At 67.5% G+C, this 21040-nt stretch carries 23 protein-coding genes; 8 read left to right on the forward strand and 15 right to left on the reverse strand.

Going from position 1 to position 21040, the window contains the following annotated elements:
- The first annotated feature begins 25 nt into the window (after nucleotides 1-25).
- Nucleotides 26-553 carry a PIN domain-containing protein gene (locus QMG86_RS30605; protein WP_281876321.1) on the forward strand — a complete coding sequence of 176 codons (528 nt, stop codon included), beginning with the start codon at nucleotides 26-28 and terminating at the stop codon, nucleotides 551-553.
- Between the two features lie 145 nt (nucleotides 554-698).
- Here QMG86_RS30605 and QMG86_RS30610 read toward each other — a convergent pair whose 3' ends face one another.
- The 3 genes from QMG86_RS30610 to QMG86_RS30620 form a co-directional block, all read right to left on the reverse strand.
- A complete protein-coding gene (locus QMG86_RS30610; protein ID WP_281876323.1) occupies nucleotides 699-905 on the reverse strand; it encodes a DUF397 domain-containing protein in 207 nt (68 codons plus the stop codon).
- Nucleotides 895-1713, reverse strand: coding sequence for a DUF5753 domain-containing protein (locus QMG86_RS30615; RefSeq protein WP_350356420.1), 819 nt, complete (start codon nucleotides 1711-1713; stop codon nucleotides 895-897). Before QMG86_RS30615 ends, QMG86_RS30610 begins: the two co-directional genes overlap by 11 nt.
- A 365-nt stretch (nucleotides 1714-2078) precedes the next feature.
- The gene (locus QMG86_RS30620; protein WP_281876325.1) at nucleotides 2079-4706 is read right to left on the reverse strand and encodes a tetratricopeptide repeat protein; all 2628 of its coding nucleotides are present in this window, start codon (nucleotides 4704-4706) and stop codon (nucleotides 2079-2081) included.
- 96 nt (nucleotides 4707-4802) lie between these two features.
- Between QMG86_RS30620 and QMG86_RS30625 the strand changes: the two genes are divergently transcribed.
- Nucleotides 4803-4997 carry a hypothetical protein gene (locus QMG86_RS30625; protein ID WP_281876326.1) on the forward strand — a complete coding sequence of 65 codons (195 nt, stop codon included), beginning with the start codon at nucleotides 4803-4805 and terminating at the stop codon, nucleotides 4995-4997.
- 229 nt (nucleotides 4998-5226) lie between these two features.
- Here the strand turns inward: QMG86_RS30625 and QMG86_RS30630 are convergent, their stop codons facing one another.
- The 3 genes from QMG86_RS30630 to QMG86_RS30640 all read right to left on the reverse strand — a co-directional run bounded on the left by QMG86_RS30630 (nucleotide 5227) and on the right by QMG86_RS30640 (nucleotide 7062).
- The gene (locus QMG86_RS30630; protein WP_281876327.1) at nucleotides 5227-5664 is read right to left on the reverse strand and encodes a DoxX family protein; all 438 of its coding nucleotides are present in this window, start codon (nucleotides 5662-5664) and stop codon (nucleotides 5227-5229) included.
- A gap of 111 nt (nucleotides 5665-5775) precedes the next feature.
- Nucleotides 5776-6270: a carotenoid oxygenase family protein gene (locus QMG86_RS30635; protein WP_281876328.1), complete on the reverse strand. Its 495-nt coding sequence runs from the start codon at nucleotides 6268-6270 to the stop codon at nucleotides 5776-5778.
- A 33-nt stretch (nucleotides 6271-6303) separates the two neighbouring features.
- Complete coding sequence (locus QMG86_RS30640; protein ID WP_281916302.1) at nucleotides 6304-7062, reverse strand: LLM class flavin-dependent oxidoreductase; 759 nt, start codon at nucleotides 7060-7062, stop codon at nucleotides 6304-6306.
- A gap of 291 nt (nucleotides 7063-7353) precedes the next feature.
- Between QMG86_RS30640 and QMG86_RS30645 the strand changes: the two genes are divergently transcribed.
- The gene (locus QMG86_RS30645) at nucleotides 7354-8001 is read left to right on the forward strand and encodes an AAA family ATPase (protein ID WP_281876330.1); all 648 of its coding nucleotides are present in this window, start codon (nucleotides 7354-7356) and stop codon (nucleotides 7999-8001) included.
- 31 nt (nucleotides 8002-8032) lie between these two features.
- Here QMG86_RS30645 and QMG86_RS30650 read toward each other — a convergent pair whose 3' ends face one another.
- The 3 genes from QMG86_RS30650 to QMG86_RS30660 all read right to left on the reverse strand — a co-directional run bounded on the left by QMG86_RS30650 (nucleotide 8033) and on the right by QMG86_RS30660 (nucleotide 9805).
- Entirely contained in the window at nucleotides 8033-8515 is a 483-nt protein-coding gene (locus QMG86_RS30650) for a DinB family protein (protein ID WP_281876331.1), read from the reverse strand.
- A gap of 358 nt (nucleotides 8516-8873) precedes the next feature.
- Nucleotides 8874-9317, reverse strand: a complete 444-nt coding sequence (locus QMG86_RS30655) for a hypothetical protein (protein ID WP_281876332.1) — start codon at nucleotides 9315-9317, stop codon at nucleotides 8874-8876.
- 125 nt (nucleotides 9318-9442) lie between these two features.
- Nucleotides 9443-9805, reverse strand: a complete 363-nt coding sequence (locus QMG86_RS30660) for a hypothetical protein (protein ID WP_281876333.1) — start codon at nucleotides 9803-9805, stop codon at nucleotides 9443-9445.
- 256 nt (nucleotides 9806-10061) lie between these two features.
- On the opposite strand from QMG86_RS30660, the gene QMG86_RS30665 reads away from it, so the two are divergent.
- The 5 genes from QMG86_RS30665 to QMG86_RS30685 all read left to right on the forward strand — a co-directional run bounded on the left by QMG86_RS30665 (nucleotide 10062) and on the right by QMG86_RS30685 (nucleotide 15680).
- Nucleotides 10062-11414, forward strand: coding sequence for a hypothetical protein (locus tag QMG86_RS30665; RefSeq protein ID WP_281881209.1), 1353 nt, complete (start codon nucleotides 10062-10064; stop codon nucleotides 11412-11414).
- Nucleotides 11414-12430 (forward strand): hypothetical protein, encoded by a 1017-nt coding sequence (locus QMG86_RS30670; RefSeq protein ID WP_281876334.1) that lies wholly within the window; start codon nucleotides 11414-11416, stop codon nucleotides 12428-12430. Before QMG86_RS30665 ends, QMG86_RS30670 begins: the two co-directional genes overlap by 1 nt.
- 1 nt (nucleotide 12431) lies before the next feature.
- Complete coding sequence (locus tag QMG86_RS30675; protein WP_281876336.1) at nucleotides 12432-13958, forward strand: tetratricopeptide repeat protein; 1527 nt, start codon at nucleotides 12432-12434, stop codon at nucleotides 13956-13958.
- Nucleotides 13955-15211 carry a CHAT domain-containing protein gene (locus tag QMG86_RS30680; protein WP_281876338.1) on the forward strand — a complete coding sequence of 419 codons (1257 nt, stop codon included), beginning with the start codon at nucleotides 13955-13957 and terminating at the stop codon, nucleotides 15209-15211. Before QMG86_RS30675 ends, QMG86_RS30680 begins: the two co-directional genes overlap by 4 nt.
- Nucleotides 15212-15431: 220 nt before the next feature.
- Nucleotides 15432-15680 (forward strand): hypothetical protein, encoded by a 249-nt coding sequence (locus QMG86_RS30685; RefSeq protein WP_281876340.1) that lies wholly within the window; start codon nucleotides 15432-15434, stop codon nucleotides 15678-15680.
- A 29-nt stretch (nucleotides 15681-15709) separates the two neighbouring features.
- Here the strand turns inward: QMG86_RS30685 and QMG86_RS30690 are convergent, their stop codons facing one another.
- The 6 genes from QMG86_RS30690 to QMG86_RS30715 form a co-directional block, all read right to left on the reverse strand.
- Nucleotides 15710-16114, reverse strand: a complete 405-nt coding sequence (locus QMG86_RS30690) for a nitroreductase family deazaflavin-dependent oxidoreductase (RefSeq protein ID WP_281876341.1) — start codon at nucleotides 16112-16114, stop codon at nucleotides 15710-15712.
- Between the two features lie 97 nt (nucleotides 16115-16211).
- Nucleotides 16212-17051, reverse strand: coding sequence for an alpha/beta fold hydrolase (locus QMG86_RS30695; RefSeq protein ID WP_281876342.1), 840 nt, complete (start codon nucleotides 17049-17051; stop codon nucleotides 16212-16214).
- Nucleotides 17052-17084: 33 nt separating this feature from the next.
- Nucleotides 17085-17381 (reverse strand): hypothetical protein, encoded by a 297-nt coding sequence (locus QMG86_RS30700; protein WP_281876343.1) that lies wholly within the window; start codon nucleotides 17379-17381, stop codon nucleotides 17085-17087.
- A 99-nt stretch (nucleotides 17382-17480) separates the two neighbouring features.
- Nucleotides 17481-18206: an amino acid ABC transporter ATP-binding protein gene (locus QMG86_RS30705; RefSeq protein WP_159846500.1), complete on the reverse strand. Its 726-nt coding sequence runs from the start codon at nucleotides 18204-18206 to the stop codon at nucleotides 17481-17483.
- A complete protein-coding gene (locus QMG86_RS30710) occupies nucleotides 18207-20003 on the reverse strand; it encodes an ABC transporter substrate-binding protein/permease (RefSeq protein WP_281876345.1) in 1797 nt (598 codons plus the stop codon). It lies immediately after the preceding gene.
- Nucleotides 20004-20151: 148 nt separating this feature from the next.
- Nucleotides 20152-20946, reverse strand: coding sequence for an LLM class F420-dependent oxidoreductase (locus tag QMG86_RS30715; protein WP_281876347.1), 795 nt, complete (start codon nucleotides 20944-20946; stop codon nucleotides 20152-20154).
- Nucleotides 20947-21040: the final 94 nt, after the last annotated feature.

Consider the following 21040-nt stretch of genomic DNA (forward strand, 5'->3'; position numbering starts at 1 on the left):
CACACCGGAGGGGCCCCGCTGGGTGATGGATACCTCGACCTTCACTCACTTCTGCCGCGCCGGCCACCAAGACATCCTTCGCCGACTCGCCCCGCAGGGACTGATCCTGATCCCCGACACCGTGAACGGCGAGGTGGAGGAGGGCCGCGACCGCGGATACGACATCCCGTCGATCACGGAACTTCCTTGGGTCGAACTCGGGGTTCTGACGTTCGAGGAAGCGGATACCCAACTCCAAATCAAGGTCGACATGCCGTCGATGAAGGGAGACGGGCCACGCAAGAACCTCGGTGAGTGCGCTGTGCTCGCGTGTGCCGTCCACCGGCAGATGGTGGCCGTGATCGACGATCGCGACGCCCGGTCCCAAGCGCGTCAGCGCGGCGTGCGATTTGTCACGTCGATGTGGATCATCGCCGAAGCTTGCAAGACCCTCGACGACATCGACTCCGAGGCAGCCGAGCGGATCTACGAAAACCTGCTCGCTACCCACATGCGACTCCCGACGGTCGAGAGTTTCGTTGGCTGGGCGTACGAGGTAGGTCTCCTTCCCTGATCTTGCCTCCGCACCTGCCTGTTCGCTGGCCCGGGTTCGAACGCAGAGGGGCCGGTCAGTCTGGACCGGCACCTATACAGATGCAGAAAACGGCCCGCCCCTGTCCTTTCGAGGACAGCGGGCCGGGCCGCGGTGATCCCTACTGCTACGAGCGCTTGGACTCGCCGTCGTTCACGCCAGCGGTGAACGCGTCCCAGTCGCCGGGGGTGAACACCAGCGCCGGGCCGGTCGGGTTCTTCGAGTCGCGGACGCCGACCATGCCGCCTTCGAGGTGCGCGACCTCGACACAATCCTTCGCCCCGCTGCTGCGGCTACTCTTGAACCACTTCGCACTGGATAGGTCAACGCTCACTGTCATACTCCTTCGCGATCTTGAAGATGAGGGTTCGACTGCCTGCCTCATCCAGCGCCAGACGGTCCAGTTCTGCGCAGGCTTGACGGTACTGCTGGATCTCGTCTGCGCTCTCAAGGTACAAGTCGCCCAGGAAACCTTGCACATAGACCACCGGTGGCACCGTCAAATCTGCGGTCGGGTGGCGCGGAAACTCCATCAGCACGAATATGCCGACCAGAAGAGCGCGGTACGCGCCAACTGTCGCCGGCACGACGCGGATCGATACGTTCGGCAACTCCCCGACCTCCAACAAGTGGCGGAGTTGGGCAGTCATGATTTCAGTGTTTCCTGTCGTGCGTCGAAGCACAGACTCATCGACAAACACATGAAAGGTAAGGGGATTGCGTTCGTCGGTGAGCCGTGATTGGCGTTTGAGTCCGACCTGCAACATGCGTTCGGCATCCTCGGCAGGCTTGTTCGGGAACTCCGTCCAGATCAGCGCACGCTTGTACTCTTCAGTGTGCAGCAGGCCCGGCAAGAACGTCGTCTGGTACGACGTGATCCGGTTGGCGGCATCCTCTAGACCGACGAACAGGTTGAAGTCCTTCGGGATCGTGTCCTCGGCGAATGCCTGCCACCAGCCTTTCGCACCCTTCGTTTCCTTGACCAGCTCCAGGACGACCTGAGTTTCCTTCTCAGTGGCGTTGTAGAGCTGACACAGTCGCTCGATCAGGACCGGGTTGAAGCGGACCGGTTGACCGGTCTCCATCTTCCAGATCGTTGATCGGGCGGAGGCGATCGCGGTAGCTGCGGCATCTCTCGTGATGTCGGCGCGCTACCGTGGCGCGCGAGCACCAACCGGCCCTCGACCACACCCGAGAGCAACCGTCACCGCACCCGGAGCAGCCTGACGTGCGCCTAGCGGTGGTGATCGACGACCACCGATTGGACTTCGCCGCCTGCCTCACCTCCGCGTTGTGGTTCCTCCAAGAACAGCACCGGCGAAGGTTCGTCGACTCCGTCGAGGTGATCCCAGGCGACACAACCGGCTTACGCCGGTTGCCGAACGAGCGACTGTACGACGGACCGTGCACGAAGCGCGACCACGCGCCTCAACTCCTCACCTGAATCCGTAGTCTGAGCAGTGCGTCGGAGAACTGAACGATTTTTTACTCTCCGGCTGCCTGACCTTCAACTTTCGGCGTCGTCGCGCTTCCCGCGTTTCTCAACCAAGTGGTCGAGTTTGTCCACGATGTACGCATGGTCGGCGCTGGTGTGGATCGCGTGGTGGTACCAGGTTTCGGCTTCGTCGAGATCGCCCCTTGCCTGGAAGAGGTCACCGAGTTCGACCATGGCGTATGCATGGTATTCGGTGGTCGTGGTGCCAGTGTCAGTGTTGAGGGCGCGGCGATACCAGGCTTCGGCCTCGGCGAAATCACCCCGCGCCTGGAAAAGGCCACCGAGTTTAACCATGGCGTACGCATGGTCGGGTTCGGCGTTGATCGCACGGCGGTACCAGGTTTCCGCCTCGGCGAAATCACCCCGTGTCCCGAATAGGTCACCGAGGCTCTCCATAGCGAATATGTAGTCGGGGTCAGCGTCGATCGCGCGGCGATACCACGTTTCGGCCTCGGCAAGATCACCCCGCTCCTTGAACAGGTCACCGAGTTCGACCATGGCGTATGCGTAGTCGGGATCAGCGTCGATCGCGCGCCGATACCACGTTTCGGCCTCGGCAAGATCACCCCGCTCCTTGAACAGGTCACCGAAGCTGCACATGGCGTACGCGTAGTCGGGATCAGCGTCGATCGCGCGCCGATACCACGTTTCGGCCTCGGCAAGATCACCCCGCTCCTTGAGCGCGTTGCCCAGCATGCTCATGGCGTATGCGTAGTCGGGGTCGGCGTCGATTGCGCGGCGATACCACGTTTCGGCCTCGGCAAGATCACCCCGCCCCTTGAACAGGCCACCGAGTCTGACCATGACAAATGCGTGATGAACATCGGTGCCGGTGCCGGTGTCGGTTTCGAGGGCGCGGCGGTAATAGGTTTCAGACTCAGCGAAATCACCGCGTTTGCTCAGTAGGTGGCCAAGCATGACCATGGCGTATGTGTAGTCGGGGTCGGCGTCGAGAGCGCGGCGGTACCACGTTTCAGCTTCGGCGAGTTCACCCCGCCTCTCCACTAGGTGGCCGAGGTTGGTCATGGAGAGCGGGTCGTTGATAGTGGTTCGGCGCCACATTGTTTCGGCGATGTCGAGTTCTCCACGCAGGTAGGCCTGGTAGCCGACCCTTCTCAGGGTGTGGGGTTGCGCCTGCTGGGTGGTGGTGTGCCAGAAATCTGTCGGGATGGGGCGGTGTGGATGGTTTTGTCCGTCGTCGGCGGCGATGAGGTAATCGAATGCTGTGAAGGTGCGGGAGCGATCCGGGTTGCGGCCGGATTGCAATGCTGCGACTCTTCCTACCTGCTCGGTGGGGGTGCAGGCGGTCTGAATCGCGGCTTTCACGTCAGCGTCGGTGATGTCGAGGTCGGCACGTTGTCCATCGATACGGGCCAGGGCCAGCTCGGTGAGGACGGTTTCCGGGACGGGATCAGGTTGTCCGATGCGACTCCAGTCGACGGCGACTTCGATGACTGTGCGGAGGACAGGTTCGAGGATGCGGGCGGCGTCGTAGCGACGCAGAAGTTCCGGAGCACCAGCCAGGACCTCGGCAAGCCCGTGCCGGTCGAGGGGGAGAGACGGGTAAGCAACCGCCGCTTGGGCTTGCTCGGCGGGGTCTTCGCTGGTCGATGCCAGTTCTATGCGGCAAGCCTGGTCGAGGACAGCCCTGATGTCGCGAGTCAGTTCACCGCCGTTGTCATCGCGGAGGCGGGCGAGGGCTTCGCTGCGAAGGGTCGCGGCGACCACGGTGCGGGCGGGGCGGTCGTTCAGATGGGCGAGCAGGGCGGGGGTGAGGGGGTGCTCGGCGGTCAGGAAATCCTGCAGGTTTTCCAGCCAGACCACGATCACCTCCGTACTGGTGGTGAACCGTGGATGCTCGGGGACGCGGTGCAGCGTATTGGGGTGGGGAACCAGCACACGAGCGTGCGGCAGCATGCGACGTGCGGCTTCGAACAGGGTTCTGGTCTTACCGGCCTTCGACGGTCCGGTGATGACGACGATCCGTTGCTCGACCAAGGCGGTGGCGACCCGTGTATCCACGTCGCGAGCGGTACGAGCAACGTACTCATCGAGTGCAGCGAGACCGTCATGGGCATCTTCGGGTTCGCCGAACCGGTTCGGCGTCGCACCCAGCCGGTACGGGGTCAATGCCTCCACACGGGGGAGATCCCCTTCGTCGAGTTGCTCTACCAGCCCTGCCCATCCCGGCATCCGGGTGCTCCCCACAGCGGCCGTCGGGGGATCGGCAGGTACGGCCGCGGCGGCGTCGCGGCGAGCCAGCCAGTCTTCCCGGGTGCGACGGTCCAGATGCGCGCGATCGGCCAGGCGACCGGCGCGGCGCAGGAAGTACTCCACCACCGTGATCAGCTGGTCGTCGTCGCGTGGCACCGTGCGTTGCACGGCAGGGTTGGTGGGAAACCAGCTACGCAACGTCGATTCCGGTACCCCGGCTCCCCGGGCGATCGCCTGCACTGACAGCGGCCGCTTTGCCGATGGTGATCGCGCCGCCGCCCGGGCCGCGTCCAGGGCGGTGAAGAATTCCTCCCGCGCACCCTGCTCGGCCATCATCGCTGCCCGAAGAAGCGCGAGTCGCGACGGCTCGGCACGACTCGCGAACAGGTAATCAGCCGAAAGCCCACCCCTGACATGCGCATTCATGCACTCTAACGATTCACGGGGTTCGCTGGAACACCACCGTGCGGGCTGTGCTGGAACTCGACCCAGTTCGAAACCAGCCCCAGGAGAACCACAGCCATGCATCCCACCCTGCGTAAGACACTGCTGATCACCATCGCACTACTGCTCGGCATCATCACCGGCATGGTCAACGCCCTGCTCACCCATTTCGGAGGGGGCCACGTCACCGACACGATCCGCGACGGCGGCATCGGGTTCACCGGCACCACGGCCTTCGTCTTGGTGGTGATGGCCTATATCGGAGTCCTCTGAACCGCGCGCATCCCAGATACAACCGATCTCGATCGAACCCACGGCTGCGCTCGGCGTGCTCGTCGGCGGCGATGCCATGCACTGCCACCTGGTGCGGCGCCCAGGCCGGGCCGCCGCGAACCAGGTGGCCGCTGGATCGATCGCCGCCAACCCGACGGGCGATCGATGCGAAACGCACGATCGGCGATCGGTGGTTGGGCCCCGATCGCCGGTCGTGCTTATGGGTTCGTCATCGCGAGAGCGCGTTACGCAGATCGGTGACGGTGGCGCGGCGCTCGTAGGCGATCCAGGCGAAGATCGCGGCGAGTACCAACGGGAAGATCGCCATCGCGGGCTTGTCGGCGATGAAAGCCTGCGTCCCGGCGGCCAGCACGGTAAGAACGGACAGACCCGCGGCGGCCAGGGCACTGAGCCGTGGCACCATAAGGCCGATACCGCCCGCGACCTCCACGACTCCGATGAAGATGAGCAGTCCGAGGGGGATGGTCAGATTCTCGGGGGCATTGTCCGTCAAGGTGTTCGGTATCACGAGCTTCGGCCCGCCGGAGGCGATGATGAAGAACAGGCCGAGCAGGATCTGCAGGGTCCACAGGACGCGGTTGCGGGCCTTGCCGGGACGGTCGGTGACGTCGGCGGTGAAGTTGGCGGTGGGGTTGGCACTGGTCATTTCCGGTCCTCTGGTCGGTCGCGCCGGGTTGGTAGCGCGTTCAACAGATAGGACGGAGCACCGTCCGAAAACTCATCGCCGTTCGTGAAGATTTTTTTCGAGACTCCCGTGCTACACCACTGTCTTGGATGTGGGTATCCAGGTCCCGTGGAAGCCGTTGGGGACTCGCACGGGCAGATGGATTTCGGCGACCGGTGCGGCGGCGAGGTCGGTTGCGTCGAGGATCAGCAGGTAGCTGGTTCCACGGGCGCGGTCGTGGGCGAAGGTGAGCAGGTATCCGTCGTTTTCACCGGTGGTGGCGTGGCGGGGGACGAAGACGGCCTCGCCACAGGTGTGGTTGTCGGGCAGCTGGTGGGTATGGCGGGTGACGCCGCGGGTGAAGTCGTAGCGATAGATGCGGGAATGCGGCGGTCGGGCATCGAGGGAGAAGCTGGTCACGTATCCGAAGCGGTGCGCGCGCCCGATCGCGGTGTCGGCGACTCGGGGGTATTCCACGGCCACGTCGTCGATCTGCTCCTCGACGACCGTGCCATGAGTCAGGTCCAGCCTCCACTGGTGGAGGCGGGGCAGCCCGCCGCTGGTATCGGCGCTGCCGCCACGCCACACTTCGTCGTCGGCTCGACGGCCTCAGCCGCCCCGCTAACGTCCGCTGAGTTCGGCGACGACCGGAGCGAATCTCTCGGCGAAGTCGGCGCCGAAGACGAAATAGGAGAAGCCGATCTCCTCCCGTCGGCGCTGGATCTCCTCGGCGGCGGCCGCCGGATCGTCCGGAAGTACGGTCAGTGCGTCCGCCGCACGCCACGCGGCGGGGTCGGTGTCGGGGGGCGCCATGTGCGGCGCGACGGTGTCACCGATAACCGGAACGGCGAGCGCCAGTTCGGCATCCCCGATGGCACGGAACTCGCGTGCCAGACGCTCGACTTCGCCCCGAGGCTGATCCCCCAGCACGAAGGTGACGGTGTCCGCGACCTCGGCCGCCAACGCCCGGGCCTTCGGACCGTATACGGCCATCGCTACGGGCGTGTGACGGTCGGGGCCGTCGAGATCTCGCAGCCTCCTGACGGTCTCACGGATCTGTGCCAGCCGCTCGTTCGGCGGCGGTACGGCGGGCTGTCCCTTGTCGCGGAGCTCGTCCTCGATTCCCGGCCTGCCCGTGCCGATGCCCATCTCGAAGCGACCGTCGGTCAGCAGCGACAGCGAGTGCGCTTCCCACGCCGTCAGCCAGGCCGGGCGGAGCGGAGAGGCGTACACCCACGTGCCCACGCGCAGGTCGGTCAGGGCCGCGACGGTGGCCAGCATCGGGCCTGGCGCCGGTTGCGTCTGCGGGAAGTCGGGCACCAGCAACGTCGAGTAGCCGCTGTCGGCGATGCGGCGCACGCGGTCTCGCCACGTCGGCACGTCAGTCCTGAGCGGGGCAACGACCCCGAACCGAAACGGTCTCGTCATGCCTGAATTCCTCTCCGCTTTGCGAGATCATCTGGCACCCACCCCTCGGGAAGGTCCATGATCATGTCCTTACAGACATCGACGGCGGATACCCCCGAAACTCATCGGTGCAGCCGGATCGTGTACCTGCGAACGCCGGGAACTCGGCAACACGGGGCGACTTCCGGGGATCGGCGGGCACCTGGACGGATAGTTGTGCGGATGCCGATAGGAGCCGATTCGGTTGCTGTAATACTCGGTCTGATGGACATCCGATCCGTCCCCGCGACCGTATTGCGTGAGCGGCTACGCCACGTCCGGTGGATCGGTGGGGGCAGCGGCGCAGGCAAGACGACGATCGCACGCGATCTCGCGACGCGGCACGGGCTGCGGGTGTATTCGACCGATGAGGCGATGCGCGACCACGCGGCCCGCAGCACCTCCGATGACGCGCCATTGCTCAGCCGCTTTCTAGCGATGGATATGGACGAACGCTGGGTGAACCGATCACCTGAGACGATGCTGGAGACGTTCCACTGGTTCGACGGTGAGGGTTTCGGGTTCATAGTCGAGGACCTGCTGGGTATGTCTGCCGAAACCGGTGTCATCGCCGAGGGGTTCCGCCTGCTGCCACGATTGGTCGCGCCCCTGCTCACGACCGTCGAGCACGGCGTGTGGCTGCTGCCGACACCCGAGTTCCGCCGGGCCGCATTCGACCGGCGCGGCTGGGACATCCCCGGCAGGACAAGTCACCCGCAGCGTGCCGCGCAGAATCTGCTCGACCGCGACCGGTTGTTCACCGACCGCATTCGCAACGAGACCACCCGCCTGCATTTGCCCGCTATCGAGATGGGCACCGCGATGACCGAAGCTGATGTGACCGACGCGGTCGGCCGGATATTTCGGCTTTGAACCGGCGGGCCATCCACGGGAGCCAGGTCGATCATCGGGCCTCGATCTGTTCGCGCAGGATGTCTCCGTGGCCGGCGTGCCGGGCGAACTCGGCGGTCATGAACATATAGATCCAGCGAAGGCTGACGACGACTCCCTTGTGTGGATGCTCGCGGGTCTCGTCCAGGGGGATCCGCGCTGCGATAGACCTGGCTCGGGCGCTTGCGCGTTCGAACTCCGCGATCACCTCGGTCACCGTCTCGTCATCGCCCACCTCGAACCCTCCGTGTGCCCACAGCGGGCCGTCACAGTCGTCGTCGGTGAGTCGTCCGAGCGTGCGCTGGAACCACATCCGCTCGGCGAACGCGGCGTGTTTGATCAGGGCTATCGGCGTTGTCAGCGAAGGTACGAGCCGGCTCCTGGCGTCGGTTTCGGACAGGCCGCGCACCGTATCGATGAGATCGGCGCGTGCCTGGTCGAGCATGGTCTCGAGCAGTTCTCGTTCGGTGCCGGTGGCGCGGATCGAAGTGGTCATCGGAGACTGGTCCTCCCTCGGCCGGTCCGGCACACGCCAGACAGACCGATCTGCTGGTGGTGATTCGGAGACGGTTCGCCGGCAAGACCCGGCACCGGGGTGGTCGCATGCTTCGCGACCAGGAATCCTGATTCGGTCGGCGACGGGTTCCTAGCCCACGTCAGAAGCGGGCGCGCCGGACCGACCACGAATCTACCACTCGCCGTTGCGGTGCGGCGGCCCGGTACTGCACCCGATGCTGAACCAACGAACCCCGCACCACCATCACCACCGGCGTTGCCAAAGCCGGCGGCAACGCCCTCGTCACCGGACTACCTGACACTGCCGAGGCCCATAGCTGGTCCAGTCGGCCGCTATCTCACCTGCCCTGGTTGGCGATGAACGCCTGGACGGCGTCGAGGAATTCCGGGCCGCCCGCGGCGTATCCGCCGACGGTTCCTCCGATCAGCACACCCACGGGGATGCTGACGCCCCAGATCAGGGGCATACAGGCACCGAGGAGGCCGCCCACGATGGCGCCGCCGACTACGCCGGGAAGGTTCTTGTTGATCTGCTCCTTGAGTCGGTCGTAGGAGCTGATGTCCTCCAGTTGCGCGATATCCGTCGGGGTCGATGTCAGGGTGAGGTCATCCGCGCCGATGTGCTGGTAGTTGATGCCATGATCCGAACCGGAAGTCGCGTCCCCCGCAATCACCGCGGGCGGCTGCTCCATAACGACCGGTTCCGCATGGGCGGTGGCCGCGGCTATGCCCACGGCCGAGATGGCCAGGAAAACGGCAGCGGTGATTTTCTCGAGCTTCATCTTCGAATCCCTCCACTCAGCTGCCCCGGATGGGCGGACCGAGTCAGACCTTAGGCGTCGAAGTCAAAAGTGTGGGTATGCCACACGCAGTTCGAAGTCACCGAGCCCGCACTTCGACACCGGCCCTAGCCGCGATAAATCTCGACATAAGCGTTGGTCGCCACCGCGACCACACCGGGACCCGTTCCCGTGCATCCCGTGGTGATGCGCTGGCCGGTCGGCGTGAAGGGGTAGCTCAGCGCTTGGTAGGAGCCGACGCCGTACTGCGGGAACGGCCCGCTGGCGTAGAGGCCGAAGCAGTCGACATGCAAGACGTAGTTGCTTCCTCCGTCGGGTCGGCAAGTCGCCGACGCACCGAAAAGATCGCGCTCGACGACGCAATCCTGCGGCGCCGCTTGGGCAGTCCCGTAACCGGCAATAGCGACGAAAGCCAGACCCGAAACTCCAGCGGCCGCGACGCGTACGGCGGCAGTAATAACATTCTTCATGAAAATGCCTCCTGTTCCACGGTGCTCTTCGACCTTCAGTGGCCGGATGTTACGGCCGCTGGATCCGAAAACGGCAGCGGTACTTATGTCCTTGCAGCGATACCGCGGAGCCCCTCTCAACACATGGGTACTCCGCGCATGTAGCGCGCCCTGATTGGTGCGCGAACGACGCCGAAGAATCCGTCGTGAGCTCGCCGCGAACACACCGGGACCGAGTCGCGGCCAATACACTGCACGCATGCGACGACCGCGCGCCATGGTGCTCGATGAGGTGTGGCGCAAGCTCGGCGGTGTCGAACCGCTCAGCGGCCCGCACGGGGGTCCGCTGCGCCGGACCGTGAAACTCCTGCTCGACCCGCTGGTGATCCGCCCCGTGCAGCATCCGCTGTGCGCCGGGCCGATCCTGACGGCGGACGGCGCGGTGTTGCTGGAGGCGCGGATCCAGGCCGCGGCGGATGTGCTGCGCGCGACGGCGGCCTGGTTCACGGTGCTCAAACAGGTGCGGCGCACGCTGCGGATCACCGAGGGGCATCCGCAGGATCTGTACTTCCAGCGTTGTTTCGAGCTGGCGACCACTTCGGGCATGCCGGACCCGGAGCGGGCTCGCGCGGTCGCGGAGGACGCGCTGCGCGAAATCCACGAGTACACCGCGGGTCGCACCACGCAGGCGCTGAAGGAGTACCTCACCGACCACAACCGGGAACGGGAGCTGGCCGGGCTGCTCGAGCTGGCCTGGCGGCGGCGTCCGCTCACCGGCCCGCCGGGCGGCGACCACGACGCCGAGGTGGACGAGCTGCTGGAAGCCTGTGCGGCGGCACGGCTAGGCGCCGACGCCGACGGACAGCGGATCCTGGACGGGCTGGTCGCGACCCATGCCGGTACCCACACGGGGATCCGGTTGTGGCAAGACGCATCCGATCATTCCGCTCAGGAACTGGGGTTGACCGCGCATCCGGCGCCGCAACGCCCCGCGATCGGCTCCTCGGCCTCGAAATCGACCCTCGGGCTCCCCTTCGATCGCACCGTGTACGAGCGGGTGTTCACCGTGTTGCAGGCGTCCACCGATCGCGCGGAGCTGCCGCCGATCCCCGAGCTGGTCGACGCCGAGATCGCCCGCAGTTGCGCGCCGTGGGCGCTGCTGGACGAGTCGCTGCGGGTGACCGCGACGGCGGGAACCGCGCTCGCGACCGGCTTGGCTCCCATCGAGCACCGCCGCGGACCGTCGACGGGACGACCGCGTCTGCGTCTGGCCGAAACGGGGACCACGCGTTCCACGGCGCATCAGGTGGTCAACAGCCGCTGGCAGCGGGAAGCCTATGTGCTGCAGGCGCGGCGGCTGGTGGTGTCCGCCGAGCCGCCCACGGGTCCGTTGGCCGCCATCGCCGCCGAGCTGATCACGCCGTGGCGGCCGTACCTGCGCCGATTGTGGGTGCGCCTGCACGGCAGGGATGTCCGGGAGTTCGCGATCTCCGATCCGGACGAGTTGTGGGATCTGCTCGACGGAGTGGCGCGGTCGGTGATCCTGGACCATCGCACGCGGGTCAAGCGGGCACTGAGCGTGCGGGTGAGCGCCGGTGAGCCGGACGCGGCGGAATCGAAGGCGAGCTGATGACGACCGTACGCATCCGCCGTCGAGACGACCTGTGGATCATCGCGCCGGACGACGCGCCGACCGTCGTGGACGACGCGGCCGGAGTGGACGTGCTCGTGCTCGAGGTGGCGGGCGGCCATTTGACGTGGGGCCTGCTCAGCGGGCAGGTGACTCCGGCGGCGGTGATCGACGACCTGGCCCTCGCGCAGGAGTGGGTCTGGGCGGTGTACGGCGCGGAGGTCTCCCTCGCCCTCGACGAACCAGCGGGCGAAGGGGAATACCAGGCCGAGCCAGCGCTGCCGGATCTCGCCGCCCGCGCTTGGCGGCTGGGTTACGCCCGCTGGGCGGCGCGCTGGTGGCCCGCGTCGACGTTAGACGACATCGCCCCGCTGGACGAGGGCCTGCTCGAGGACGAGATCGCCGCGCTCAGCGAAGAATGCGACCTGATCGTCGACGGCGCCGACGCGGCTCCGGAAGAACGCGCGGCCACCGAAACACTCGGCCGCGCGGAGGATTACGCGCTGGCGGCCGGGCCGGCCACCCTCGCCGCGCCCGGCGCTCTCGTCTTGGCGCGGGGCACCGCGGGCTGGGACTGGCAGCGCTGCCCGCCCGGCCTGCTCGACGCCTCGGAAAGCGCGGTGTCCTGGGAAGTGGTGCGCACCGCGGAGACCACGCTCGTGCGGGTGAGCGCGGTCGCCGCCCCGCTCGCACCCGCCGACATCCCGGCGCACCTGCATCCCCGCGCCGGAATCCGCACCCCGGCGGACACCGCCGATGTGCCGCTGATCCGAGACGGCGAACTCTGGCGGGCCGAGACCGCGGCCCCGGCCGGTGCGGAAGCGGGCGTGAGCGTGCACGTCTACGTGCCGGGTGTCGGCGTGGACGAGCCGGAGCCGGACGCCGCGAACCGGCGCGCACGAATCCGTGACCTGGTCACAGCGCGGCTGCGCCGCACGGACGACGCACCCGAGAACCCGATGGACGCGCCGCTGCTGGCGGAGATAGCCGCCGCCGCGTCGGATTCGGACTTCTGACATGGCCGACGAGACGCCCGACGACGGCCGGGAACTGCTCGCGGCGAGCGCCGCCGCCTACACCCGTGGGGACCCGGCCGAGGCCAAGCGCCTGTTCGAGGACGCCGCCGAACGCACCACCGGCGACATCCGGCTCGGCGCGATCATCAACGCCGCGAGCATGGCCGACGAACTCGGCGACCACGCCGCCTCGCTCGCCCTCTACCGCTCGGCATTGGCCGAAATGCCCGCGGACGCCCCGCGATTGCGGCCGAACGCCCTCGTCAACATGTCGCAAGCGCTCCAGCATCTCGGCGAGCTGGACGCGGCGCAGGCGGCGCTGGAACAGGCACGAGCCTTACTAGCCGACAACACCGACACCGATCTCGGCGTACTGCGGGTGGCCTGCCTGCTCTCCCTCACCGCCGTCGCGTTGCACCGCCAGAGCTGGGCCTACGCCGCCGAACTGGCCACCGAGTCACTCGCGGCGGCACGCCGTTTCGCACCGCAACTGGCCGGCCATCCACTGATGAACCTGGCGGCCACGTACTTCGAGACCGGCCGCCGCGACCTGGCCGTCGATTTCGCGCGGCAAGCCCTCGCCGCGTTCGAGTCCGCGGGCGATCGCAACGCGGTCGCCGAGACCGAACAGAATCTCGCCACCATGCTCGTCCGCCTCGAGCGCTACGACGAGGCGGAGGCGCCGCTGCGCTCCAGTCAGGCATATTTCGAGCGAGCCGGGTTGGAGCACCGGGCCGGGATCGGTCGCAAGATCATGGGGTTTCTCGCCGAGGGCCGCGGTGATCCGGCGAGTGCGCGCGACTGCTACGAGCGGAGCTTGGCGTATTTCGTCGCGTCCGGCGCGGTGCTCGATGCCGCAGACCTGCGCATTCGCGCGGCGACCGTGGCGTTCAAGGCCGGGCGGGTCGACGAGTGCGAGCAACTGCTCGCGGCGGCGTTCGCGATCTATGCCGAACGCGGCCTCGGCCTGCACTGCGCCCAGCTCGATTTCTGGCACGCGACGCTGCTGGAAGGCGCGATCAGCGCGACCGCGTCGCCGTCCGCGGAGTCGCTCGGGCGTGCTGTCGGCATCGCCGTTCCCGCCGCGCTGGCCATCGACGCCGTCCGTCACACGTTGCCGAACGGCACGCAGCGCGAGCAGTGGAACCGGCAGATCGCCGATCCGGCGATGCGGTTGGCGTTCCGCTTCGCCTACCTTTCCGGCAATGGTGTCCTCGTCGCCGATTTGATCGAAACACAATGCGCTGGAACCGCTTTGGCATTGGATCGAACGGAGCGGGTTGCTCCCACCCGGCTTCCACTGGAATTGCCGGATCCACCGGAGGACTTCACCGATCACCCCGGTAGCGTCGCCCTGCAACTGGGCGCCGCCCTGGCCGAGGTCGCGGCGGGCGCGGGCCTGCCGGTCGCCCCGCCGCCGCGCCTGGCCCTGGCCGCGGAAGGACGGATCGCGCTCGCACCGTTCATCGCCGCCGCCGAGCAGCGCTACGGCCGGGTGATCCGCGACGATCGGGTGCTGACGGTATGACGCGACCGACGGTGCTCGTCCGCATGGCGGACGCGGGAGACGTCTACGTGTCGTGGCGGTGGGTCGACGACAGCGCACCCCGGGGCGCGGGAGTGCTTCCGGAAGACGCGGCGATGCGTGCGGTCGCCCTGCTGGCCGGCGCGCTACCGCACCCCGCCGAGCCCGGCGGTCTCGAGCGGGCCCTCACCACCGGCGCGTTCGCCGACTACGAGCGCGAATACTCCGTGGCACAGGAGCTTTCCCGGGCGCTGCTGCCCTACGGCCTGGCCGCGCAGCTCTATGAGCTGTGGCAGCGCGGCGTGCGCCCGCATATCCGGCTGCAACCGTCACCGCGGGTCGCCCAGGTGCCGTGGGAGATCATCGCGCCGGACCGCGACGTCCGGTTGATCGACATCGCCGACGTCAGCCTGCTCGCCGCGGCGAGTGTGGTGCAAGCGCCGGGCCGGATAGCGCGCACCTGGACGGACACCGCCAGGGGGCCGGTCGTCGCGGTGCTGGATCCGCGCGTTCCCGGTTTCCGCGCCGATTCGGCGCTGGGTTCGGTGCTGGGCCGGATGACCGCTGAAGCCCCGCTCGCGCAACGCATGGCGGAGTACGCCGCGAATGGCCGCTTGCGGCCCGAGGCACAGGATCCGGTGTCGGCTTTCCGGCGCACCGATGTCGATCGCCAGTGGCTCGGCGCCGCCCTGCGCGCGGGCGCGAGCCGGTTGATCTACGTCGGGCACGTCTCCGCCGCCGCGCCGGAATCCGGTCGCAGCGAGGACGCCCAGTTGCACCTCGCCTGCACCGCCGATGCCGTCGGCTTCGCCGAACCGGCCCGCACGCACCGGCCGCTCTCGGCCAAAGACCTGCTGCTCGGCACGCACACCCTGGACGCGGATCCCGTCGCCGGTGCGCGGCTGTGGCCGATGCCGAGCCGGGTCGCGCTGATCGCCTGCGAGAGCGGCGGCGACCTCCGGTTCAGCGAAGCGCTCGGCCTGACCGCCGCGATGATCACCGGCGGCGCGGAACTGGTCACCGCGGGCCGGTGGGCGCTGCCCACGGATTTCGCCTTCCAGCGCGTCGCGGGCGCGCCCGCGCATGCCCTCCCGCTGCAGGAAGCCGTCTGCGCCATCGACGCGGCGCACGAACAACCGGATCCGGTGACCGCGCTGGCCGCATGGCAGCGCGACCGTCTGGCCGCATGGCGCGACACCAGCCGGATCGAGCACTCCCCGGTGCTCTGGGCGGCCTTCGCCACCGTGTGCGCCTGATTCGGGCAAACCATGCCCTCCGGTCTCCATATACCGGTCTACGTGCGGCGATGCCGTGAGAACGAATCGAAAACGGGTAACGCTACTGATGCGCAAACCGACACTCAGCGTCGAACGTGTGGATAAGCTCGAACGCCTCAGCCATCACGATTCCCGATCAGGAGACGTAGTTACACCAGTCGGATGACCGCCTCGACCGGCCTCTGAGGAGCCCATCACAATGCGCTACTACGCCGTCTACGACAATGACGGAAACATCGCCACCATCCTCGGACAACCTGACGACGCGCCGCCATTGCGCCCCGCCGCCTTGCACCGGGGACAACGGCTCACCGAACTGGCTCTACCGGAAGGGGTCGTCGACCCCGCCGACCCGGACAACTTGACCGTTCTGCTCGACCTGGTCGCGGACCGGCGAGCCGACGCGGCCACTGCCCGCGCTCGCTCCGACACGCACGCGAGCCGCTAGCCCACCGGCAAGGCGACGCCCCCGGGTCGTCAGGCCCGAGTCAGCGCGACCACCGGGATGATCCGGGAAGTCTGCATCTCGTGTTCGGCGAAGAACGGATAGGTGTTCTTCAGCATCGTCCAGGTGCGGGCACGGTCCTCGCCGGTCAGCGGGGTGGCCCGCGCCGGATAGCCCTCGCCGCCCACCTCGACGGTGACGCGCGGGTCCGCGCGCAGGTTCAGGTACCAGTCGGGATGTTTCGGCGCCCCGATGTTGGACGCCACGATCAACAGCCGGTCGCCGTCGCGGTGGTACATCAGCGGGGTGGTGTACGGGACGCCGGTTCTGCGGCCGGTCGTGGTCAGCAGGATCAGACGGTCGCGTTGCATGCCGTCGATCGCGCCGCCCGCGCGGAACTGCGCGATGGTCCGCCGATTGACTTCCTGGACGTCCACGGTTCACCTCCCTCGGGCCTCGGTGCGCGAGTCTCAGCTTTCCCTCTGGCCGCAGCCCTGTCCGGGAAACGCCGGGATCGGCGGCGCACCAGCGCATTCAGTCCCGATGGGCGAGCAGGTGCTGGATCAGCAGCCGGGTCAGCGCCTCGGGCGCCTCCTCGGGAACCCAGTGCGAGACGTCCTCGAGCATCTCGAACCGGTACGGGCCGGACACGTATTTCCCGGTGGCCAGCGCCGCTGTGGGCCCGACGGTCGCGTCCTCGGTGCCCCACACGTACAAGGTGGGCACGCACGCCGGACCGATCGGACCCGCGAGATCCATGGCGCGATACCAGTTCAGCGCCGCGGTGAGCGCGCCCGGCCGCGCCAGCCTGCGCACATACTCCTCGACGCGTTCCTCCGGGATCTTCCACTCGAAGATCCGGCGCAGCGCGGCGCAATCGTCGGCCAGCAGGGTCCGCTCCGCGGTCCGGGGCCGGCGCAGCTCGGTCAGGTGGTGCGAGCGCTGCGCTTGGTCCTCGTCCTCGGCCATCGCCTGCTGGAGTGCGGCGGGATGCGGATGCGACACTGCGGCGAAGGTGCGGATCCGCTGCGGCAGTTCCGCCGCCACCGCCCAACCGACCAGCGCGCCGCAGTCGTGGCCGATCAAGTCGAAGCGGTCCCACCCCAGCGCGTCGGCCACGGCGATCACATCGCCGGCCAGCTCCTCGATCCGGTAATCGGCCGGACGCTCGGGCCGCGCGCCCGGGGAATACCCGCGCTGGTCCGGCGCGACGACGTGGCACCCGCCGCCGCCGAGCACACCGAGCTGGAACTCCCACTCGCGCGCTCCCTGCGGAAACCCGTGCAGCAACAGCACTTCCCGGTCGCCGGGAGCACCGGCGGCCAGCACGTCGAAGGTTCCCGCCGCGGTGCGAATCTCGAGTTCGTCGATCACCCGCCCGACTCTAGGACCCGGTACCGACGCGACTCAGTGCTCGTCGAAGTGGCCGTCGTGCGGGGCGTGGCGGTGGCCGTCGTGCACGTAGTCGACGTGGTCGCCGTGCGGGACGGCCTCGTGGCCGCAGTTGGGGCCGTGCTGATGCGGATGGTCGCGGCATTCGGTGTGCTCGGACCGCTCGCATTCGTCGTAGTGACCTTGATGTTCGCGATGCAGATGACCATCGTGGGCGTAGTCGATGTGATCGCCGTGCTGGAACGCAGTGTGCCCGCAGTCCGGGCCGTGGACATGGTCGTGGCCGGTGTGCTGCGCATGTGCTGTGGTCATCGAATTTCCCTCTTTCCTGGCGCGGATAGCTGGAATCGTGATGACAGATACATTAGCAGATGCGCATCAATCAAGATTGCCTCGAGTGTGCTGGAGGGCTCAGAGCACCTGGGCGAGGAACCTCTGCAATCGCGGCGTCTGCGCGTCGTCGAACAGGGCGTCGGGCGTGCCGGTCTCCACGACCTGCCCGCGGTCCATGAACACCACGCTGTCGGACACCGTGCGGGCGAAACCCATCTCGTGGGTCACCACGACCATCGACATGCCGCCGGAGGCGAGGTCGGTCATCAGCGCGAGCACGCCCTTCACCAGCTCGGGGTCCAGCGCCGAGGTGGCCTCGTCGAAGAACATGATCTCCGGCCGCATGGCCAGCGCCCGCGCGATGGCGACGCGCTGCTGTTGCCCGCCGGACAGGTTCGCCGGACGCGCGTCCGCTTTGTCGGCCAGGCCGACGATCTCCAATTGCTCGACGGCCAGCGCCCGCGCCTCGTCCTTGGACAGGCCGCGCAGCTTGCGCGGACCCAGCGCGACGTTCTCCGCGACCGTCTTGTGCGGGAACAGGTTGAATTGCTGGAACACCATGCCGATGCGCTGACGCAACCGGTCCGGGTTCTCGGTGAGCACGGACTTGCCGTCCAGCAGCACGTCGCCCTGATCGGGCTCGTAGAGCCGGTTCAGCACCCGCAGCAGGGTCGATTTACCCGACCCGGACGGCCCGATGACGGTGGCGGTCTTGCCCGCGTCGACGTGGATGTCGATCCCGCGCAGCACGTGGTTGTGCCCCAGCGTCAGATGCAGTCCGGTACCGGTGAGGGAGGCACTCATCTATCCGCGCCCTTCCGTGATCGTGGCCGCCTCCACCTGGTCGATCGGCCGGTCGGGTCGGCCGGTGCGCATCCGGCGGTCGATGTAGTTCACCAAGTGGGTCAGCGGGATGGTCAGGATCAGGTAGACCAGCCCGGCCGCCACCAGCGGCGATAGATTCCCGGTCTGCGCGTTGAGATCGCGGCCGACGGCGAACAGCTCGCGCTGGGTGGCGAGCAGGCCGAGGAAGTAGATCAGCGAGGAATCCTTGATGAGGGCGATGAACTGGTTCATCAAAGCCGGGAGCACTCGGCGCACGCCCTGCGGGATCACCACCAGCGTCATCGCCTGGCGGTATCCGAAACCGATGGCGCGCGCCGCTTCCAGCTGCCCCGTCTCGACCGACTGGATGCCGGAGCGGAAGATCTCGCCGATGTAGGCCGAGGCGAGCAGCGCCAGCGCCACCGCGCCGAGCCAGTAGGGGTTGTTGCCGGTGAGGTTGCGCACCACCGGGCCGACGCCGAGACCGATCAGCAGGATGATCACCACGGCGGGCAGACCACGGAAGATGTCGGTGTACACCCGCGCGGGCCAGCGCGACCAGCGGGTGCGTGATATTCCGGCGACCGCGAGGAGCATGCCGAGGACGGTGCCGAGCGCACCCGAGACCACCGCCAGGATCAGCGTATTGGGCAGGCCGGTCTTGAACAGGTCGGGAAATGCCTTGCGGTACAGCGACCAATCGAAAAACGTGTCCTTCAACTGCTGCACCGTGGACTTCGGGGCATTCTGCGCGGTTTCGTCCTTCTGCTTGCCCGCGGCGAGCGCGGCGAAGTCCGGTAGCTGCGGCGCGGGGGCGGCCTTCGAGCCCGGCTTCCAGCCCGGCGGCAGCTGGCGGGGCACCCAGTCGGTGTACAGCTTGGCGTAGGTGCCGTCGGCGATCACCGCGTCCAGGCCGCTGTTGAGCGCGTCGATCAGCGGCTGATTGTTCTTGGCGACCGCGTAGCCCACGAAGTTGTCCAGGCTGAAGGTGTTCTGCGACACCGACGTTCCGTCACCCGGCTTGATCGCGCCTTCGGCTTGGGCGGAGGGGGCGACCCAGGCGTCCACCTGGCCGGATTTCAAATTGGCGTAAGCGGTGTTGTAGTCCGGGAACTTCACCGGGTCCAGCCGCAGCTGGTTCACCACGAATTCGTCCTGCACGGTGCCCTGCACCACCGCGATCCGGGTGTTCCGGTTCAGGTCGGCGAATCCCTTGACCGCGCTGCCGGTCGGCACCACCAGGGAGAAGTAACCGAAGTCGTAGCCGTTGGTGAAGCCGACCAGTTGGCGGCGCGCGTCCGTGGTGGTGATGTTGGACGAACCCACGTCGAAACGGCCGCCGGACACCTGGGCGAGCAGCCCGGCGAACTCGGTGCCGGAGAATTCCACCTGGAGGCCGAGCTTGGCGCCGATCGCCTTCAGCAGTTCGTTGTCGAAGCCGGTGAACGTGCCCTGCCGGTCGACGCAGATGCTCGGTGGCGCGTCCGACAGCGTGCCCACGCTGAGCTTGCCCGGGGTGATCAAACCGAGCTTCGAGACGTCGATCGAGGTCAGCGGCACGGTGGCCGCGGTGGTGTAGCGGTCGCTGCCCGCGGCGGCCGAGGAGGCCAGGTTGGTGGGCGCGGCGGAGGCCGCGGCCAGGCCGGGCGGTGCGCAGAGGTTGCGCTCGGTGCCCGCGTCGTCGGAGCCGGACCCGCACGCCGTCGCGCTGAGACCGACGGCAAGCAATATCACGGCGATCAACGCACGAGACCGCACAGCGGGCAGAACAGCCATGACGGACAACCCTAGCCGCGGAAATCTGCTATTCCGCAGCTACCCCGAGTCGGTGACCTCGGAAACCATGTGCGCCCGGCGGTCGAAGATTCCGATCATCATGATCCGAATTCCGGGGCGCAGCGGATCAGCCGGCAGGCAATCCGGCTCAGGCCAGTCCGCTGACCGGTTCCGGATTGACCTCGTCACGCCATCGCACGGCTTTCGCGACCTCGCTGAGGTCGTAGTCGGGGCCGCCGGCCCCGATGGTGAAGGTCGTCACGCCCGCTTCGACGAAGGCGGGCGCCTTCTCCAGGCCCGGCCACTGCACCGAGCGCTCGATGCGCGCCTGGTCGGCGCCGACGGCGGCGCAGTGTTCGGCGAGCACCTTGTTCTTGTGCGCGAGCACGTCCAGGTCGGCGAAGGTGTGCCACATGTCGGCGTACTGCGCGACCAGTCGCAATGTCTTCTTCTCGCCCCCGCCGCCGATGAGAATCGGCAGGTCGCGGGTCGGTCGCGGGTTGAGCTTCGGCAACCGGGCGCTGATCCGGGCCAGGGTCTCCTTCAGCAGCTCCAGCCTGCTGCCCGCGGTGCCGAATTCGTAGCCGTACTCGTCGTAGTCCTTCTCGAACCAGCCCGCGCCGAGGCCGAGAATCAGCCGGCCGCCACTGATGTGGTCGACGGTGCGCGCCATGTCGGCCAGCAGATCCGGATTGCGATAGCCACCGCCGGTCACCAGCGCGCCGATCTCCACCCGCTCGGTCTGCTCGGCGAACGCGCCCAGCATCGTCCAGCACTCGAAGTGCGCGCCGTCGGGATCGCCGGTGAGCGGGTAGAAGTGGTCCCAGTTGAAGACGATGTCGACACCCGCGTCCTCGCAGCGCAGCACCGCGTCGCGGATGAGCCGGTATTCCGGCGCGTGCTGCGGCTGTAGCTGAACTCCGATACGCACTGGACGACTCATGTGCACTCTCCTCGTCGCTCGGCCCGCCCCGCCCCGAGGCTACCGGGGCGGTGGGGGTTCCCGCAGGCAGCCGCACCGCGCCTCCGGCACGGGC

The organism is Nocardia sputorum, from assembly GCF_027924405.1.
GTDB classification, from domain to species: Bacteria; Actinomycetota; Actinomycetes; order Mycobacteriales; family Mycobacteriaceae; genus Nocardia; species Nocardia sputorum.